A 17457-nucleotide genomic window follows, 5' to 3' on the forward strand; every position below is an offset into this window, starting at 1 on the left:
GCGTCAGCTGGCGTCTCGTGGCCCGGCCTCGGGCGCCCCGGCGTCGCGTGGTCCGACTCAGACGGTCAGGTCCCCCGAGAACACGAGTTCCGCGGGTCCGGCGAGCGAGACGTGCTCGCCGTCCTCGGTCGCCGTCATCCGGACGGTGAGCACCCCGCCCGGCACGCGCACACGCCAGGTGTCCGGCGCCGCCGAGCCCGCCCAGTGCCGCGTCGCCAGCGCCGCCGCGACCGCCCCGGTCCCGCAGGACAGCGTCTCGCCGCTGCCCCGCTCGTGGACCCGCATGGTGATCTGCCCGACGCCGTCGGTGACCAGCGGGTCACCGGGCAGGACGAACTCGACGTTCGCGCCCGAGGCGGGGGCCGGGTCGAGCACCGGCACGTAGGTGAGGTCGATGCCGGCGAGTTCGTCCTCGCTCGCGACCGCCACGACCACGTGCGGGTTGCCGACGTCGATGCCCAGGCCCGGGCGCGCACGGTCGAGCGCCTTCGCCCGCACGAGCACGTCGTCCGCACCGCCGCCGTCGATGCCGAGTCGCCACCGCCCGAGGTCCGCCGCGAAGCCCGTCGACGAGCGCCGGATGTCGACGACGCCCTTCCGGCTGCCGACCGTCAGCGTCTGCCCGGGCGCGAGGTCGACCAGACCCGCCTCGGTGAGGTAGCGGGCGAAGACGCGGATGCCGTTGCCGCACATCTCCGCGACCGAGCCGTCGGCGTTGTGGTAGTCCATGAACCAGGTCGCGTCCGGGTCCTCGGCGAGGATCGCCTGGCCCTCCGGGATCGCGTCGGACCGGACCGCGCGGATCACGCCGTCCGCACCGACACCGAAGCGGCGGTCCGCGATCGCCCGGATGCGGTCCGGCGTCAGGTCGACGGCGGCATCGGGATCGGCGAACAGGACGAAGTCGTTGCCCGTCCCGTGGCCCTTGGTGAAGTGCAGCTCGGTCACGGGACGATCCTACGGGCCAGCCCGCTCAGGGCCGCGGCGTCGGCACCGGTGACGTCGAGGGTGGTCAGGCGCGTGGTCTCGGTGTCCGTGTACCGCTTGAACCACGACACTTGCCGGCGGGCGTACTTCCGTGTGGCGATGCTCGTCGCCTCGACCGCGGTGGCGACGTCCACCGCCCCACCGAGGACCTGCAGCGCCTGCGCGTACCCGATCGCCGCCCGGGCCGTCCGTCCCTGCTCGAGGCCCCGCTCCCGCAGCGCGGCGACCTCGTCGACCAGCCCGTCGGCGAACATGCGCTCGGCCCGCGCCCGCAGCGCGGTCACGAGCTGCGTACGCTCGCGTCGCAGGTGCAGCACGTGCGCCGGCCGCCACGACCGGGGCGTGGACGGGAGGCTCGTGGTGACGCGGTCGGACCGGCTCGCGATCTCCACGGCGCGGACGAGTCGCCGGGGGTTGCGCGCGTCGATGGTCGCGGCGGCCGCGGGGTCGAGTCGTCGCAGTCGGTCGAGGAGGGCGTTCGGTCCGAGTTCCTCGTGCTCGCGCTCCAGCTGCTCTCGGAGCGCGGGGTCGGTGCCCGGGAACGCGAGGTCGAACAGCACCGCGGAGACGTACAGCCCGCTGCCGCCGACGAGGACGGCGACGCCACCGGCAGCGGTGATGCCGTCGACGACCGCGCGGGCGTCCCGCTGGTAGGCGGCCACGCTGGCCTCGTCGGTCACGTCGAGGACGTCGAGCTGGTGGTGTGGGATCCCCCGCCGCTCCGCCACCGGCAGCTTCGCCGTGCCGATGTCCATGCCGCGGTAGAGCTGCATCGCGTCCGCGTTGACCACCTCGGCGGTGCGACCCTGCGCCCGGTGCGCCTCGGCGACTCCGAGGGCCAGCTCGGACTTGCCGGTGCCGGTCGCACCGACCACGGCGATCAGGTCGGCGTCACCGGCCGTCTCGAGCGGCGCCTCCGGCGGTCCTCCGACGCCGGGAGCGGCCCCGGGCAGGGTGGGGTCCGCCGGGGGCCGCGGGTCAGCGTCCGACACGGAGCGTGGGGAGCCCGAGCGAGACCGGTCGCGGACCGGCTCCGGCCGTGCTGGGCGTCGGTACGCCGCACGACTCGGCCTGCGCACGGTCCCACGCGTCGCCCGCGCGGGTGCGGCGGATGCGGAGCGGTGCGTCCGAGTCCGCGATGAGGAAGTGCGGCGCCGTCCGGGTGACCTGCACCGACACGACGTCACCGGGTCGCGGGACGTCGGACCCGGCCGGTACCGCGAAGTGCACCAGGCGGGAGTCCTCGGCGCGGCCGGAGAGCCGGTGCGTGGTGTCGTCCTTCTTGCCCTCGCCCATCGCGACGAGCACCTCGACCGTCCGCCCGAGCTGCACCGCGTTCTCCTCGGTCGTGATCCGCTCCTGCAGCGCGATGAGCCGCTCGTACCGCTCCTGCACGACGTGCTTCGGCAGCTGGTCGTCCATCGTCGCAGCGGGCGTGCCCGGTCGGATCGAGTACTGGAACGTGAAGGCCGTCGCGAAGCGGGCCTGCTCGACGACCCGCATGGTTTCCTCGAAGTCCTCGTCCGTCTCCCCCGGGAAGCCCACGATGATGTCCGTGGAGATCGCGGCGTGCGGGATCGCGGCCCGGACCCGGTCGAGGATGCCGAGGAACCGCTCGCTCCGGTAGCTGCGCCGCATGGCCTTGAGGACGCGGTCGGAGCCGGACTGCAGCGGCATGTGCAGCTGCGGCATGACGTTCGGCGTCTCGGCCATCGCGGCGATGACGTCGTCGGTGAACGCGGCCGGGTGCGGGCTCGTGAACCGGACGCGCTCGAGGCCCGCGATCTCCCCCGTCGCCCGGAGGAGCTTGCCGAACGCCTGCCGGTCCCCGAACTCGACGCCGTACGAGTTGACGTTCTGCCCGAGCAGTGTGACCTCGATCGCGCCGTCGTCCACGAGGGCCTGGACCTCGGCGAGGACGTCCCCGGGGCGACGGTCCTTCTCCTTGCCGCGCAGCGACGGGACGATGCAGAAGGTGCACGTGTTGTTGCACCCGACGGAGATCGACACCCAGCCGCTCGAAGTCGACTCCCGCTTGGTGGGCAGCGTCGACGGGAAGACGTCGAGCGACTCGAGGATCTCGAGCTGCGCCTCGCCGTTGTGCCGCGCCCGGTCGAGGAGGGTCGGCAGGGACCCCATGTTGTGCGTCCCGAAGACGACGTCGACCCACGGCGCCTTCTCGAGGATGACGTCCTTGTCCTTCTGCGCCAGGCAGCCGCCGACCGCGATCTGCATGCCCGGGCGTTCGCGCTTGATCGACGCGAGCCGACCGAGGTTCCCGTAGAGCCGCTTGTCGGCGTTCTCGCGGACCGCGCAGGTGTTGATGACGACGACGTCGGCCTGCTCGTCCTCGGCGGCGACGTACCCGGCCGCCCGGAGGGAGCCGCTCAGCCGCTCGGAGTCGTGCACGTTCATCTGGCAGCCGTAGGTGCGCACTTCGTAGGTACGCGGGCGCGAGGCGACGGTGTCCATGGTCGTCCCAGTGTAGGACCGGGCACCGCCCGTCCGGGCCCTGGCGGAGCGAGCACGCACACCAAGAGCACTGCCCGGTCGGCGCGCGCCGGGAGCGACCGACCGGGCCGTGCGGAGCCCTACTCGAAGCGGACGGTACCGCGCCCGGTCGGCGGTCGGCGTCCACCGTCGAGCGCGCGTTCCACGGCGACCCGGACCACGCCGGAGCCGTAGCCCTTGCGCATCAGGAAGCCGGAGAGCCGTCGCTCCGCCGTCGCCCGGTCGAGCCCGCGCATCTGCCCGGCACGCTTGGTCGCGAGCTCGATCGCCCGGACGAACTCGTCGTCCTCGTCGTCCGCCGCGGCGTCGAGCGCAGCGTCGATCGCCACCTGGTCGATTCCCCGCCGGCGGAGGTCCGCGACGATCGCCTGGCGTCCGAGGCCCTTGCGCGCGTGCATGCGGTCGACGAGGTCGGTCGCGAGCGCCACGTCGTCGAGCAGGCCGACGCGGGTGAGGCGTTCGATCTCGTGCTCGACCACGTCGGGGTCCAGGTCTTCCTGCTTGTCGAGCATGGTCCGGAGCTCCGACGTGCTGACGCCGCGTCGACCCAGGGCACGCATGCTGATCCGCTCGGCGTCGGCACGCTGTTCATCGATCGGACGCGGGGCGTCCGCCGGGTCGAGCTCACCGCCGGTGATCGAGAAGACCGACGCGGTCGGCGCATCGGCTTCGTCCCCGTCGTACCCGCCCTGCTCGGCACGGGCGCTGCGACCGGAACCGTCACCCACCACCGGCGACAGCCACTCGGACTGCGCGCCGCGGATGGGCAGCGGAACCGGTGTGTCGGCATCGGCATCGGAGCCGGCACCGGGCCGGCCGGATGAGTCGTCAGGGTCGGAGGTCGGCTCGTCGTCGCTGTCGGGCTCGGCGGCAGGAGGCGCCGTTCGTTCCGCTGCTGCCGACGAGCGGCGACGGGACCTCGCACCGAACAGGTCGGTGACCGGTGCGAGGTCCGCGTCGTCGTGTTCGGTCGTCACGCGCCCTTGCGCTCCGCGACCTTCGGCGCGATGGCCTCGACCGGAGCCGCTTCCTTCGCCCCACCGACGCCGAGCTTGGCGAGGATCTTGCCCTCGATCTCGGCGGCGATCTCCGGGTTCTGGATGAGGAAGGACCGCGAGTTCTCCTTGCCCTGCCCGAGCTGGTCGCCGTCGTAGGTGTACCAGGCCCCGGACTTCTTGACGATGCCGTGGTCGACACCGAAGTCGAGCAGCGAACCTTCGCGCGAGATGCCGACGCCGTACAGGATGTCGAACTCGGCCTGCTTGAAGGGCGGCGCCATCTTGTTCTTGACGACCTTGACGCGCGTGCGGTTGCCCACGGCGTCGGTGCCGCTCTTGAGCGTCTCGATGCGGCGGATGTCGAGGCGGACCGAGGCGTAGAACTTCAGCGCCTTGCCGCCGGACGTCGTCTCGGGCGAGCCGAAGAACACGCCGATCTTCTCGCGCAGCTGGTTGATGAAGATCATCGTGGTCTGCGTCTGGTTCAGGCCACCGGCGAGCTTGCGGAGCGCCTGCGACATGAGGCGGGCCTGCAGACCGACGTGGGAGTCACCCATCTCGCCCTCGATCTCGGCGCGGGGCACGAGCGCCGCGACGGAGTCGATGACGATGAGGTCGATGGACCCCGAGCGCACGAGCATGTCGGCGATCTCGAGGGCCTGCTCGGCGGTGTCCGGCTGGGAGACCAGGAGGGCGTCGATGTCGACACCGAGCTTCTTGGCGTACTCCGGGTCGAGCGCGTGCTCGGCGTCGATGAAGGCCGCGATGCCACCGTTGCGCTGTGCGTTCGCGATGGCGTGGATCGTCAGGGTCGTCTTACCGGAGGACTCCGGGCCGTAGATCTCGATGATGCGGCCACGCGGCAGTCCACCGATCCCGAGCGCTACGTCCAGCGCGACGGAGCCGGTCGGGATGACGGCGACCGGGGCGCGCTCGTCGGTTCCGAGGCGCATGACAGCACCCTTGCCGAACTGACGGTCGATCTGGGCGAGTGCGGTCTCGAGGGCCTTCTCGCGGTCTACTGGTGATGGCATGGGGTGCTCCTTCGTGCTGGTGACGGCCGCCTGTAGGCTGTCGCGTCCCGACCGGCCGATGGTGCAAGGCCACTCGTTCTGCGACAAGGCTTCGGACGTGTTCCGATGTCCATGAACCTACGGCTGCCCACCGACATCGCTGCCGCCGGGAGCGTCGGTTGTGGATGGATCACCCGGTCGACGTCGCTGTGCAGGAACGTAGCACCCACCGAACACGTGTTCGAGCGACACGCCGAACACACGTTCGGCAGATCGGCTCGCACCAGCGGCGGCGCCGACCGCGACCACGACGACAGCCGCAGCCGCAGCCGCAGCGACAACGCCTCGACGAACCCGCCCGTGCCGACCCCCGCGGTGCCCGACCTCAGTCCTTCGGGTCCTGCAGCCCCTTGCCGTGCCGCCGCTCGAGCGGGACGTCCTGCGAGTCGCACAGTGCGTCCCACACCGTCCGGGCGTCGATGCCCGCGGCCAACGCGTCGGCGGCGGACCGGCCTCCGAGCTGCTCGAGCACGACGTCCCGCGCCACGACCGAGCCGTAGGCGTCCCCGAACACCTGATCGACGGCTCGCCAGAACTCACTCACGCGCATCGGACCACCCTAACAACGGCGAACGCCCCCGCCGGCGGACCGGCGGGGGCGTTCGTGCGGTGTGCGCTCAGCGCACCGCGAGGTCGTTGTCGAACTCGGCGACGAGCTCGTCCGGGAGCGTGTCCGGGACGCGGGTCAGACCCTCGACCACTGCGAGGCGGTCGCCCACTTCGCGCATGATCGTCGAGATGGGGGTGTCGAGTGCATCCGCCACCGAGGCGAGGATCTCCGAGCTGGCCTCTTTCTGACCACGCTCGACCTCGCTGAGGTACCCGAGGGCCACGCTGGCCTTGGACGCGACCTGACGGAGGGTCCGGCCCTTCTGCAAGCGGAAGTCCCGCAGCACATCGCCGATTTCCTGACGAACGAGAACCATGAGAACTCCTCCTTCCTGTCATCTCCGCGCCCGCTCGATCCGGATGACCGAGCTCGGGTCCGACAACGCTGACGTTGCCGGTTGCATGATGCTAGCCAGTACGGCTGCCGTCCTGCTGGAGATTGCGTGAGATGTAACCTGACGGTCACGCCGCCTATTCCGTGCTCTGGAGCCTGGATCGCAGTCGTGTCAGGAGTTCGGAGACGACCGCCGAACGGATTGCCGCGCGGTCGCCGTCCAGGTGCAGTTCCACGGCCTCCGCGCCCGCCGCGTCGGCGATCCCGACGAACACGGTCCCGACGGCCTTGCCGTCCTGTGGGTCCGGCCCGGCGACGCCCGTGGTGCTGATCCCCCACGTCGCGTGTACCCCGTCGACGGCCAGCGCGATCCGGACACCGGCGGCCATCTGCCGGGCGACCTCGGGGTCGACGGCACCGTGGGCGGCGAGCAGGTCGGCGTCGACGCCGAGCACCGTCGCCTTCACCGGGGTGGCGTAGGCGACCACGCCGCCGCGCACGACCGCGCTGGCGCCGGGGACCCCGACGAGCTCCGCGACGACGAGCCCACCGGTCAGCGACTCGGCGACCGCGACGGTCTCCCCGCGCTCGGCCAGCGCCGCGACCAGGGCGGCAGCGGGTCCCGCGTCGGTCACGCCGTGGTCCGGTTGTGCTTCCACGCCTGCACGAGGTAGTCGATCCCGCTCGCGACGGTGGCGACGACCGCTGCGGTCATGAAGATGCCGTTCACCCAGTGCGCGAGGTCTCCGACGAGGTGCCACCACGGGAAGAGCGCGAGGGTGAGCGCGACGGCCTGCAGCACGGTCTTGATCTTGCCGCCGCGGCTGGCCGGGATCACCCGGTCGGACAGCACCGCGAACCGGAACACCGTGATGCCGATCTCGCGGAGCATGATGAGCACCGTCACGTACCAGGGCAGCTCGTTCAGGATCGAGAGGGCGACGAGCGCGCCGCCGATCAGGACCTTGTCGGCGATCGGGTCGACGAGCTTGCCGAAGTCCGTCACCAGGTCCTGGCGCCGGGCGATCATGCCGTCGGCGCTGTCGGTGACGATCGCCACGACGAAGAGCACGGCGGCCCAGATGCGCACGGGGCCGTCCGCGCCGGCGTCGGCCAGCAGCAGGGCGAAGAACAGCGGCGCCATGAGGATGCGCACCACGGTGATGATGTTGGCAACGTTCGCGGTCGACGCCGGGCCGGGCCCCTTGCGGAGGAGCCGGCCGCGCCAGGGGAACCGGTTGGTCGTGCCGTCGGAGGCGGTCATCGTCTCACTCCCTGCCCGTCAGGCCCCAGGCGTCCTCGTCGGTGTCGCCTTCCACCTCATCGTACCCACGCGTCATGCCGGCGACCGGGTCGTCCCCGTACCGGTCGTCGGAGCCCTCGGCCGGCGGACCGGCCACGGCGGGTGCCGCTGCGGCCGGGGCAGCCGGGGCGGGCGGTTCCTCGCCCCGCAGCTTCGCGAGCACCGCGGGCAGCTGGTCGCCGGTCACGAGCACATCGCGGGCCTTCGACCCCTCGGACGGCCCGACGATGTCGCGGGACTCCATGAGGTCCATGAGCCGGCCGGCCTTGGCGAAGCCGACGCGGAGCTTGCGCTGCAGCATCGACGTCGAGCCGAACTGCGTCGACACGACCTGCTCGACCGCCGCGAGGAGCAGCTCGAGGTCGTCGCCGATGTCGGCGTCGATCTCCTTGCGCTCGACGACCGCGGCGACGTCCTGGCGGTACTCGGGCTGCGCCTGCCGGGTGACGTGCTGGACGACCTCGGCGACCTCGCTCTCCTGCACCCAGGCGCCCTGCACGCGGACCGCCTTCGAGGACCCCATCGGCAGGAACAGTCCGTCGCCCTGACCGATGAGCTTGTCGGCACCCGGCTGGTCGAGGATGACCCGCGAGTCGGTGACGCTCGTCACGGCGAACGCGATCCGCGACGGCACGTTGGCCTTGATGAGCCCGGTGATGACGTCGACGGACGGCCGCTGCGTCGCGAGCACGAGGTGGATGCCGGCGGCACGGGCGAGCTGGGTGATGCGGACGATGGACTCCTCGACGTCGCGGGGGGCGACGAGCATGAGGTCCGCCAGCTCGTCGACGACGACGAGCAGGTACGGGTAGGGCTTGAGCTTCCGCTCACTGCCCGCCGGCAGCACGATCTCCTCGTTCTGCACGGCCTTGTTGAAGTCGTCGACGTGGCGGAACCCGAAGGACGCCAGGTCGTCGTACCGCATGTCCATCTCCTTCACGACCCACTGCAGCGCCTCGGCCGCCTTCTTCGGGTTCGTGATGATGGGTGTGATGAGGTGCGGGACCCCGGCGTAGATGGACAGCTCGACGCGCTTCGGGTCGACGAGGACCATGCGGACCTCGGACGGCTTCGCGCGCATGAGCAGCGACGTGATCATCGAGTTGATGAACACCGACTTGCCCGAACCGGTGGACCCGGCCACGAGCAGGTGCGGCATCTTCGCCAGGTTCGCGACGACGAACCCGCCTTCGACGTCCTTGCCGACGCCGATCGTCATTGGGTGCTTCGACTTGGTCGCCGCGCTCGAGCGCAGTACGTCGCCGAGGGACACGATCTCGCGGTCGGTGTTCGGGATCTCGACGCCGATGGCGCTCTTGCCCGGGATCGGCGAGAGGATCCGGACCTCGTTCGACGCCACCGCGTAGGACAGGTTCTTCGACAGTGCGGTGACGCGTTCGACCTTGACGCCCGGGCCGAGCTCGATCTCGTACCGGGTGACCGTCGGGCCGCGCGAGAAGCCGGTGACCTTGGCGTCGACCTTGAACTCGGTGAGGACACCCGTGATCGCGGCGACGATCTCGTCGTTGGCCTGGCTCCGTGCCACCGAGGGCGTACCGGGGCTCAGCGTGGTCGCCGCGGGCAGCCGGTACGGGTGGGCCGGGTCCTCCTCGGTCGCGACCGGCGGCAGGCCCTCGGGCTCGTCGTCCACGCCGACGTCACCCAGGTCGGACTCCGCCGACACGACGGGCACGGTGGCCGGCGCGGGTGCGGCCGGGAGGCCCGTGGCGACCGCCGCGGCGACGTCGCGGTCCGGACGGAACGCCTCGGTGGGCGCCGCGGGCGCCGGCGACCCGAAGTCACGCAGCGCCTGCTCGGCCCGGTCGAGGTCGTCGGCGACGTCCTGCTCGGTCGAGTCGTTGAGGTTGACCGAGACCGGCTCGGCCGGCGTCAGGTCGCGCAGCCCGGCGGCGGCACCGCGAGCGGCCGGGGCAGCGGGCGTAGCGGCGGGCGCGGCCCCGGTCTGGCTCTCCGGGAGGACGGGGCTGTCGTATGCGGGGTCCTCCTCGCGGCCGGACTTGTTCCGGCGCCACCACGGCAGGTGCTCGTCCGCGCCCTCGGCGGGAGCGCCGTCCTCGTCGAACCCGAGGTCCTCGAACAGCGGGAAGTCCTGCGACTGGCCCTTCGCTCCGCGCTTGCGGGTCGGCTTCGTCGCCGGGGCCGGAGCGGTGTCGTCGGTCGGGGCCTCGTCGACGGGCCCGGGGGCGCCGAACAGGTACGCGTAGAGCTCGTGCAGCCGGCGTCCGAGCTTGTTCGGCGGCGTCTTCGTGATGATGAAGAGCGAGAGCGCCAGCAGCACGACCGCGACCGGGACGGCGACCCACGCGGTGGCGACGGCGACGAGCCAGCCGATGACGACCCAGCCGAGCACCCCACCGGCGGCCGCCAGCGCAGGCATGCCGTCCGCGGCGCTCGGCTGCCCGCCGAAGACGTGGCAGAGCGACGCGATCGAGACGAGCAGCAGCCCGAGCCCGATGCCGATCCGGGTGTTGTCGTGCACCGAGGCCGGGTGGCGGAACAGCCACCCGGCGAAGACGACCATGATCACCGGGAGCGCGAACGCCAGCCGTCCGAAGAGCCCGCCGAACGTGTACGCGTCGAGGGCGATCGAGACCGGGTTGGTCGGGTTCAGCCACTCCACGACCCCGCCAGCGACCGCCAGGACGAACAGCAGGAACGGGAACCCGTCACGCCGCTGGTCCTTCTCGAGCGACTCCTTGCCGAGCAGGCGGAAGCCCGCACCGACGCCGTGCGCCATGCCCGTCCACGCGGTCACGAGCGGGTTCTGCTCGCGGAACACGGGCGTGGGTGCCGCCTGTGGCAGCTTCTTCGTCGTGGCCTGGGTGCGCGACGAACCGCGCGACCCGCCTCCACGGGTCGACGACGAGGACGCGCGCGAGCGCGTGGTCGACTTGGTGCCTCCGGCCATGGGGAGACCCTAACGCCAACCCGGGACACCGTGAGGGAGCCCCGCCGCCCGACGGACCGCGTCGCGCCCGCCGACCGGTGCCGGACGCGACAAGAGGCCCGGTGCGCGTCCCTGACGGACGTGCTCCGGGCCTCCTGGCCGTGCGACCGGGGTGCCGGTCGACCGTGGCGCTACGCCTCGATGACCACCGGGACGATCATCGGACGGCGACGGTGCTTCGTGTTGACCCAGCGGCCGACCGTGCGGCGGACGACCTGGCTGAACGCGTGCGCGTCCCGCGTGCCGTTGCCCGCGGCGTCGGCGAGGGCCTTCGCGATCTGCGGTCGGACCTCGTCGAAGACGGAGTCGTCCTCGGCGAAACCGCGCGACTGGATCTCCGGACCGATGACGCACTGGCCGGTGGTGAAGTCCACCGCGCAGAACACCGTGATGAAGCCCTCCTCGGACAGCACCCGGCGGTCCTTGAGGTCGGCGTCGGTGATCTCGCCGACCGTGGAGCCGTCGACGTAGACGTACGCGATGTCGAGCTGTCCGGCGACCGTGACCTGGCCGTCCTTGAGGTCGACGACCGTGCCGTCCTCGCCCAGGATGACGTTGCGCGGCGGCACACCCGTCTGGATCGCCAGGTCGGCGTTCGCGAACAGGTGGCGGTGCTCGCCGTGCACGGGCATGACGTTGCGCGGCCGCAGGATGTTGTAGCAGTAGAGCAGTTCGCCGGCCGAGGCGTGCCCGGAGACGTGCACCTTGGCGTTGCCCTTGTGCACGACCTTGGCGCCGAGCTTCGTCAGCCCGTCGATCACCCGGTAGACGGCGTTCTCGTTGCCCGGGATGAGCGACGAGGCGAGGATGACGGTGTCGCCCTCGCCGATCTCGATCTGGTGCTCGAGGTTCGCCATGCGCGCGAGCACGGCCATCGGCTCGCCCTGGGACCCCGTCGACATGTAGACGATCTGGTCGTCGGGGACGTTCTTCGCCTTCTTCGTGTCGATGAGCACGTTCTCCGGCACCCGCAGGTACCCGAGCTCGGCGGCGATCGTCATGTTGCGGATCATCGAGCGGCCCATGAACGCGACCTTGCGGTTCGCGGCGGCGGCGGCGTCGAGGACCTGCTGGACACGGTGCACGTGCGACGAGAAGCTCGCGACGACGACCTTCTTGCGGGCGCGCGTGATGATGTTCTCGAGCACGGGGCCGATGTCACGCTCCGGGGCGGTGAAGCCCGGGACGTCGGCGTTCGTGGAGTCCGGCAGGAACAGGTCGACGCCCTGCTCGCCGAGACGGGCGAACGCACGGAGGTCCGTGATCCGGTCGTCGAGCGGCAGCTGGTCCATCTTGAAGTCGCCCGTGTGCAGCACGCGGCCGGCCGGGGTCGTGATCGCGACGGCGAGGGCGTCCGGGATCGAGTGGTTCACCGCGACGAACTCGAGGTGGAACGGACCGATCTGCTCGGTCTGGTCCTCCTGCACGTTCAGCGTGTAGGGCTTGATCCGGTGTTCCTTGAGCTTCGCCTCGACGAGCGCGAGGGTCAGCGTGGAGCCGATCAGCGGGATGTCACCGCGGAGCTTGAGCAGGTACGGGACGGCGCCGATGTGGTCCTCGTGACCGTGCGTGAGCACGACCCCGAGGACGTCGTCGAGGCGGTCCCGGATCGGTGTGAAGTCCGGCAGGATCAGGTCGACCCCGGGCTGGTGCTCCTCGGGGAAGAGCACGCCGGCGTCGACGACGAGGAGCTTGCCCTCGAACTCGTAGACGGTCATGTTGCGACCGATCTCGCCGAGTCCCCCGACGGGGATGACTCGGAGGGTTCCGGGTTCGAGCGGCTGCGGTGTGGAGATCTGTGTGGGCATTCGGTCCTACGGATTCGGGCGACGCACGTCGTACGCCGCGGTGTTCGTCTAGCGGGTGGTGCCTGGCACCTTCGGTAGTGCGCCACCGGCCGCGGCGTTGCGGTCGGGGCGGAAGTTGGAGAAGTCGGCGCCCGGGACGTCCCGGACGGCCTCGAGCGAGGTCTCGATCGCGTACGCCTCGGAGTCCTCGGGTCCGACGAGGGGCAACCGGACGCGCGGGCTGCCGATGCGGCCGAGCCCGTGCAGCACGTACTTCGCGGCGACGGTGCCGGGGACGTGGGTCATGATCGCGCGGACGAGGGGCTCGAGGCGCTTGTGCTCGGCGGTCGCGGTCGTCAGGTCGCCGCGGTTCACGGCGTCGATGATGGTGCGGTACGGCGCGCTGGTGATGTTCGCGGTCACGCCGATCAGCCCCGTCGCACCGATCGACAGGTGCGGGAGCACGTTCGTGTCGTCGCCGGAGAAGTACATCAGGTCGGTGTTGTTGAGCACGCGGGACACCTCGGCGAAGTCGCCCTTGGCGTCCTTCACCGCGAGGATGTTCGGGTGCTTCGAGGCGCGCACGATCGTCTCGTACGTGATCGGGATGCCCGTGCGGCCGGGGATGTCGTACAGGATGACCGGCAGGTCGGTGGCGTCGGCGATCATCCGGAAGTGGGTGAGGACGCCGGCCTGGGTCGGCTTGTTGTAGTACGGGGTGACGATCATGACGCCGTCGGCCCCGGCGCGCTCGCTCTGCTTGTACAGCTGCATGGCGTGCGCGGTCTCGTTCGAGCCGCCGCCGGTGATGATCTTCGCGCGGCCCGCGGCGACGGACTTGCCGACCTCGACCAGGCGGAGCTTCTCCGGGTCGGTGAGGGTGCTCGTCTCACCGGTGGTGCCGGTCACGACGATGCCGTCGGCCCCGGCCGTGATGCAGTCGTCGATGTGCTGCTCGACGCCCGGCCAGTCCACCTCGCCGTCGGCGGTGAACGGGGTCACGAGCGCGACGAGGACCTGGCCGAAGGGATTCTCACGCGTGGACACGGGGTCCAGCGTACCGGCCCGGGCAGGCTCGGCGTCCGTCCGCCCGGACGGTGCGCTCGCGGGTGCGCGTCCGGAGGCACGGTGCCGGTCCCGCACGCTGCCTCCGGTGGGCCGGTGATCGGCCTGGTCAGCGGCGGCGGCGCCACTCCAGGAAGCGGTACCGCGCGCCGGTGCGGGACTCCTGCCAGGGTCCGTCGTCGACGAGCTCCCACGCGTCGTCGAGCGCGGGGGCGTGGGTGTCCCCGTCCACCTCGAGGTCGACGATCGTCTCGGACACCCGGTTGGCGGCGGCGAGCGCGTCCCGGTAGACCGCTCCCCCGCCGATGACCCAGACCGGCCCGTCGGTGTCGAGGGCGGCCGCGAGGTCGTGCACGACCTCCGCGCCCTCGGCAGACCAGTCCGCGGCACGGGTGAGGACGACGTTCCGACGCCCGGGCAGCGGGCGGAAGCGCTCCGGCAGCGACTCCCAGGTGCGGCGGCCCATCACGACGGTGGCGCTCCCGGTGACGGCACGGAAGTGCGCGAGGTCCTCGGGCACGTGCCAGGGGATGCCGCCGTCGGCCCCGATCACGCCGGAGGTCGAGCGCGCCCAGACCATGCCGACGCCGACCTCGCCGCCGTCCGGGGTCATCAGACGGCGACCTTGCCCGAGATCGCCGGGTGGTGCTCGTACCCGACGACGGTGATGTCCTCGTACTCGTAGTCGTCGATCGAGTCGCGCGGGGCGAGCTCAAGCGTCGGCAGGGGGAACGGCTGCCGGGACAGCTGCTCCTGCACCTGCTCGACGTGGTTGTCGTAGACGTGGCAGTCACCGCCGGTCCAGATGAAGTCGCCGACCTCGAGTCCGGTCTGCGCCGCCACCATGTGCGTCAGCAGCGCGTACGAGGCGATGTTGAACGGCACACCGAGGAACATGTCCGCGCTCCGCTGGTACAGCTGGCACGAGAGCTTGCCGTCGTTGACGTAGAACTGGAAGAACGCGTGGCAGGGGGCGAGCGCCATGCTCGGGATGTCCGCCACATTCCAGGCCGAGACGACGAGCCGCCGCGAGTCCGGGTTCGTCCGGATCTGCTCGATCACCTGGGCGATCTGGTCGACGTGCTCGCCGGACGGGGTCGGCCAGGAGCGCCACTGCACGCCGTAGACCGGGCCGAGGTCGCCGTCCTCGGCCGCCCACTCGTTCCAGATCCTGACGCCGTGCTCCTGCAGCCAGGTCGCGTTGCCGTCGCCGCGGAGGAACCAGAGCAGCTCGTACGCGATCGACTTCATGTGCACGCGCTTCGTGGTGACGAGCGGGAACCCCTGCGCGAGGTCGTAGCGCAGCTGGGCGCCGAACAGGCTGCGGGTCCCCGTCCCGGTCCGGTCGCCCTTCGGCGAGCCCTCCTCGAGCACTCGGCGCAGCAGGTCTTCGTACGGCGTGGGGATCTCGGTCACGACGACGAGCCTAAGCGACGCACGAGCCGGCCGGACCGGCACCCAGGACCGGCCGCACCGGCACCCGGGACCGGCCGGACGGGCACCGCGACGTCGGCAGCCGCACCGGGCCTCCCGTCAGCCTGCTGAGTACGGTGGCGGCATGACGCAACAGCCGCTCTCGGTCCTGGTGGCCGGCGCTTCCGGTTTCATCGGCACGCCCCTGGTCCGCGCTCTGCGCGAGGCGGGGCACCACGTGACCACGCTCGTCCGTCGCGAACCGAGGACGCCGACCGAGTTCCGCTGGGCGCCCGGGGAACGTCCCCTCGACCCGGCCGTGCTCGACGGTGCCGACGTCGTCGTGAACCTCGCCGGCGCGAACCTCGGCAAGCTGCCCTGGACGGACGCGTACCGCCGCGAGATCCTGTCCTCCCGTGTCGACGCGACCACCACGCTCGTCGACGCGATGCGCGCTGCGGCCACCCCGCCGCGCGTGTTCCTGTCCGGGTCCGCGTCCGGCGTGTACGGCGACCGGCCGGTCGACGTGCTCGAGGACGACGCCGCACCGGGCACCGGCTTCCTCGCCGAGGTCTGCACCGCGTGGGAGGCGGCGGCCCGCCGGGCACCCGAGGGCGTCCGCGTCGTGCTGCTGCGCACCGGGATCGTGGTCGGGCAGGGCGGCGGCGCGCTCGCGCCCCTCGTCCCGCTCACCAAGGCCGGCGTCGGCAGCCGACTCGGGACGGGCGGTCAGTGGTGGCCGTGGATCGCCCTCGAGGACGAGGTCGGCGCGATCGTGCACCTCGCCACCGCCGACGACGTCGAGGGACCCGTCAACCTGGCCGGCCCGGAGCCCGCCGTCGCCGAGCGCATCACGAAGCGCGTGGCCCACGACCTGCACCGGCCGTACCTGTTCCGGGTGCCGGCGTTCGCGCTCCGCACGCTGCTCCGCGAGGCGGCGGACCAGATGCTCCTGTCGAACCAGCGCCTGGTCCCGACGAAGCTGCTCGGGTCGGGCTACACGTTCCGGTACACGCGCGCCGAGGACGCCGTCGACGCCGCGTTCTGATCCGACGGGAGGCGCGTCCCGCCCCCGACGGTCGTCCTGCGCCCGTCGGCGGGCGGCCAGGCCGACGGGCGGGCGGGCCGGCAGGTCGACGTGCGGGCGGGCGCGCAGGCCGACGGGCAGGTGCGCCCGCTGGGCGCCGGTGCGCTCAGCGGGCGTGCGTGAGCGCCGTCCGCATGGCGGCTCGGGCCCGCTTCCGGTCCCCCGCGGCGTCGTAGACCACACCGAGCCGGTACCAGGCGCGCCAGTCCCCCGGCGCCGCCTCGACCGCCGCCCGGTAGCGCGGGAAGAGCTCGTCGGCGGCGCTCCGGTCCGGTCGCCCCGAGGGACGCACCGGGACGACGTCGTCCGGCGCACCGCCCTCGCGCTCCAGACGGGCGCCGAGCCGGGTGATGCGCAGCCCGAACCGGAACTCGAGCACGAGCAGCACCGCGCCGACGGCCGCGACGACGAGCAGCGCGACCCCGATGCCGATGCCGACCGCGAGTCCGGTCGCGAGGAACGCCACCGCCCGCTGCCCCACCAGCACGATGTACACGGCCAGCAGGACGGTCATGAGCAGGACGCCCCAGAGCGGGGACCGCAGTCCGCGCACGTCAGCCGGCCTGTCCGATGCCGAGCAGGGTGCCCAGGCCCACCGTGAGCCCGCGCATCGAGCCGACGGCCTGCAGCGCGGCCCGGATGCCGGGCAGGTAGGCCGAGTCGTCACCGGTGTCGTGGCGGATCGTCAGCGTCTCGCCGGGGCCGCTCAGCACGACGTCCTGCACGGCCTTCACGCCGGGCAGCCGGAGCGAGTGGATCGGCACGCTCGCGACCTGCTGCCCGCGGGCGCGCTGGTCGACGTGCGGGGCGTCCACGGGGCCGACGTCCCGGCGCGCCTCGGCGATGAGCTCGGCCGTCCGGACCGCGGTGCCCGACGGGGAGTCGATCTTGCCCGCGTGGTGGCTCTCGACGATCTCGACCGAGGGGAACCACGGCGCCGCGACGGTGGCGAGGTGCGTGCCGACGACCGACCCGATCGAGAAGTTCGGCACCACGAACGCACCCTGCTCGGGACGGTCCACGAGCGAGGTCCGGAGTCGACCGAGGCGCTCCCCCGACCAGCCGGACGTGCCGACCAGGACGTTCGCCCCGGTGCCGAGGGCGTTCTCGACGACGGCGGGGCTCAGGGCCGGGACGGTGACGTCGACGACCACCTGCGCGCCGCCGAACACCGTGCCCGGGGCGTCGTGCGCGCGGTCTCGGGACGACAGTCGGGCGACGAGCTCGAAGTCGGGCAGTTCCTCGACGACGGAGGCCACGAGGGCTCCGAGCCGACCGGAGGCGCCGACGACGGCGACGGTGGTGACCATGCCCCCATCCTA

At 71.9% G+C, this 17457-nt stretch carries 17 protein-coding genes; 1 reads left to right on the plus strand and 16 read right to left on the minus strand.

Features of this window, described 5'->3' with window-relative positions; genetic code table 11:
- Positions 1 to 57: 57 nt before the first annotated feature.
- The 14 genes from dapF to KM842_RS07770 form a co-directional block, all read right to left on the minus strand.
- Entirely contained in the window at positions 58 to 948 is an 891-nt protein-coding gene (gene dapF, locus KM842_RS07705) for a diaminopimelate epimerase (protein ID WP_216261874.1), read from the minus strand.
- On the minus strand, positions 945 to 1979 hold the full coding sequence (miaA, locus tag KM842_RS07710) for a tRNA (adenosine(37)-N6)-dimethylallyltransferase MiaA (RefSeq protein ID WP_437124548.1): 1035 nt from the start codon (positions 1977 to 1979) through the stop codon (positions 945 to 947). The genes dapF and miaA overlap by 4 nt, the downstream gene beginning before the upstream one ends.
- Positions 1966 to 3459: a tRNA (N6-isopentenyl adenosine(37)-C2)-methylthiotransferase MiaB gene (gene miaB, locus KM842_RS07715; RefSeq protein WP_216261881.1), complete on the minus strand. Its 1494-nt coding sequence runs from the start codon at positions 3457 to 3459 to the stop codon at positions 1966 to 1968. Before miaB ends, miaA begins: the two co-directional genes overlap by 14 nt.
- A 119-nt stretch (positions 3460 to 3578) precedes the next feature.
- A complete protein-coding gene (locus KM842_RS07720) occupies positions 3579 to 4475 on the minus strand; it encodes a regulatory protein RecX (RefSeq protein ID WP_216261882.1) in 897 nt (298 codons plus the stop codon).
- Positions 4472 to 5530 (minus strand): recombinase RecA, encoded by a 1059-nt coding sequence (gene recA / locus KM842_RS07725; protein ID WP_216261887.1) that lies wholly within the window; start codon positions 5528 to 5530, stop codon positions 4472 to 4474. Before recA ends, KM842_RS07720 begins: the two co-directional genes overlap by 4 nt.
- 364 nt (positions 5531 to 5894) lie before the next feature.
- Entirely contained in the window at positions 5895 to 6119 is a 225-nt protein-coding gene (locus KM842_RS07730; protein WP_216261890.1) for a DUF3046 domain-containing protein, read from the minus strand.
- Between the two features lie 67 nt (positions 6120 to 6186).
- A complete protein-coding gene (locus KM842_RS07735) occupies positions 6187 to 6495 on the minus strand; it encodes a helix-turn-helix domain-containing protein (protein WP_110823882.1) in 309 nt (102 codons plus the stop codon).
- A gap of 154 nt (positions 6496 to 6649) precedes the next feature.
- Positions 6650 to 7147 carry a CinA family protein gene (locus tag KM842_RS07740; protein WP_216257325.1) on the minus strand — a complete coding sequence of 166 codons (498 nt, stop codon included), beginning with the start codon at positions 7145 to 7147 and terminating at the stop codon, positions 6650 to 6652.
- Complete coding sequence (gene pgsA, locus KM842_RS07745) at positions 7144 to 7776, minus strand: CDP-diacylglycerol--glycerol-3-phosphate 3-phosphatidyltransferase (protein ID WP_216257326.1); 633 nt, start codon at positions 7774 to 7776, stop codon at positions 7144 to 7146. Before pgsA ends, KM842_RS07740 begins: the two co-directional genes overlap by 4 nt.
- Positions 7777 to 7780: 4 nt before the next feature.
- Positions 7781 to 10744: an FtsK/SpoIIIE family DNA translocase gene (locus tag KM842_RS07750; protein WP_216257327.1), complete on the minus strand. Its 2964-nt coding sequence runs from the start codon at positions 10742 to 10744 to the stop codon at positions 7781 to 7783.
- Positions 10745 to 10914: 170 nt separating this feature from the next.
- A complete protein-coding gene (locus tag KM842_RS07755) occupies positions 10915 to 12591 on the minus strand; it encodes a ribonuclease J (protein ID WP_216257328.1) in 1677 nt (558 codons plus the stop codon).
- A 48-nt stretch (positions 12592 to 12639) separates the two neighbouring features.
- Positions 12640 to 13617 (minus strand): 4-hydroxy-tetrahydrodipicolinate synthase, encoded by a 978-nt coding sequence (gene dapA, locus KM842_RS07760; RefSeq protein ID WP_216257329.1) that lies wholly within the window; start codon positions 13615 to 13617, stop codon positions 12640 to 12642.
- A gap of 127 nt (positions 13618 to 13744) precedes the next feature.
- Positions 13745 to 14248, minus strand: a complete 504-nt coding sequence (locus KM842_RS07765; protein WP_216257330.1) for a dihydrofolate reductase — start codon at positions 14246 to 14248, stop codon at positions 13745 to 13747.
- Positions 14248 to 15051: a thymidylate synthase gene (locus KM842_RS07770; RefSeq protein ID WP_216257331.1), complete on the minus strand. Its 804-nt coding sequence runs from the start codon at positions 15049 to 15051 to the stop codon at positions 14248 to 14250. The genes KM842_RS07765 and KM842_RS07770 overlap by 1 nt, the downstream gene beginning before the upstream one ends.
- Before the next feature lie 142 nt (positions 15052 to 15193).
- Between KM842_RS07770 and KM842_RS07775 the strand changes: the two genes are divergently transcribed.
- On the plus strand, positions 15194 to 16096 hold the full coding sequence (locus tag KM842_RS07775) for a TIGR01777 family oxidoreductase (protein WP_216257332.1): 903 nt from the start codon (positions 15194 to 15196) through the stop codon (positions 16094 to 16096).
- A 145-nt stretch (positions 16097 to 16241) separates the two neighbouring features.
- Here KM842_RS07775 and KM842_RS07780 read toward each other — a convergent pair whose 3' ends face one another.
- The gene (locus tag KM842_RS07780) at positions 16242 to 16688 is read right to left on the minus strand and encodes a tetratricopeptide repeat protein (RefSeq protein WP_420364117.1); all 447 of its coding nucleotides are present in this window, start codon (positions 16686 to 16688) and stop codon (positions 16242 to 16244) included.
- Position 16689: 1 nt separating this feature from the next.
- A complete protein-coding gene (locus KM842_RS07785) occupies positions 16690 to 17445 on the minus strand; it encodes a 4-hydroxy-tetrahydrodipicolinate reductase (protein ID WP_216257333.1) in 756 nt (251 codons plus the stop codon).
- Between the last annotated feature and the right edge of the window lie 12 nt (positions 17446 to 17457).

The organism is Curtobacterium sp. L6-1, from assembly GCF_018885305.1.
In the GTDB taxonomy this organism is placed as follows: Bacteria; Actinomycetota; Actinomycetes; order Actinomycetales; family Microbacteriaceae; genus Curtobacterium; species Curtobacterium aetherium.

What these genes read in the sequence shown, in the direction of transcription:
- miaB (WP_216261881.1), bottom strand. Translation starts at nt 3,459, where the DNA reads ATGGACACCGTCGCCTCGCGCCCGCGTACCTACGAAGTGCGCACCTAC.
- recA (WP_216261887.1), bottom strand. Translation starts at nt 5,530, where the DNA reads ATGCCATCACCAGTAGACCGCGAGAAGGCCCTCGAGACCGCACTCGCC.
- KM842_RS07730 (WP_216261890.1), bottom strand. Translation starts at nt 6,119, where the DNA reads ATGCGCGTGAGTGAGTTCTGGCGAGCCGTCGATCAGGTGTTCGGGGAC.
- KM842_RS07735 (WP_110823882.1), bottom strand. Translation starts at nt 6,495, where the DNA reads ATGGTTCTCGTTCGTCAGGAAATCGGCGATGTGCTGCGGGACTTCCGC.
- pgsA (WP_216257326.1), bottom strand. Translation starts at nt 7,776, where the DNA reads ATGACCGCCTCCGACGGCACGACCAACCGGTTCCCCTGGCGCGGCCGG.
- KM842_RS07750 (WP_216257327.1), bottom strand. Translation starts at nt 10,744, where the DNA reads ATGGCCGGAGGCACCAAGTCGACCACGCGCTCGCGCGCGTCCTCGTCG.
- KM842_RS07755 (WP_216257328.1), bottom strand. Translation starts at nt 12,591, where the DNA reads ATGCCCACACAGATCTCCACACCGCAGCCGCTCGAACCCGGAACCCTC.
- KM842_RS07765 (WP_216257330.1), bottom strand. Translation starts at nt 14,248, where the DNA reads ATGACCCCGGACGGCGGCGAGGTCGGCGTCGGCATGGTCTGGGCGCGC.
- KM842_RS07775 (WP_216257332.1), top strand. Translation starts at nt 15,194, where the DNA reads ATGACGCAACAGCCGCTCTCGGTCCTGGTGGCCGGCGCTTCCGGTTTC.
- KM842_RS07785 (WP_216257333.1), bottom strand. Translation starts at nt 17,445, where the DNA reads ATGGTCACCACCGTCGCCGTCGTCGGCGCCTCCGGTCGGCTCGGAGCC.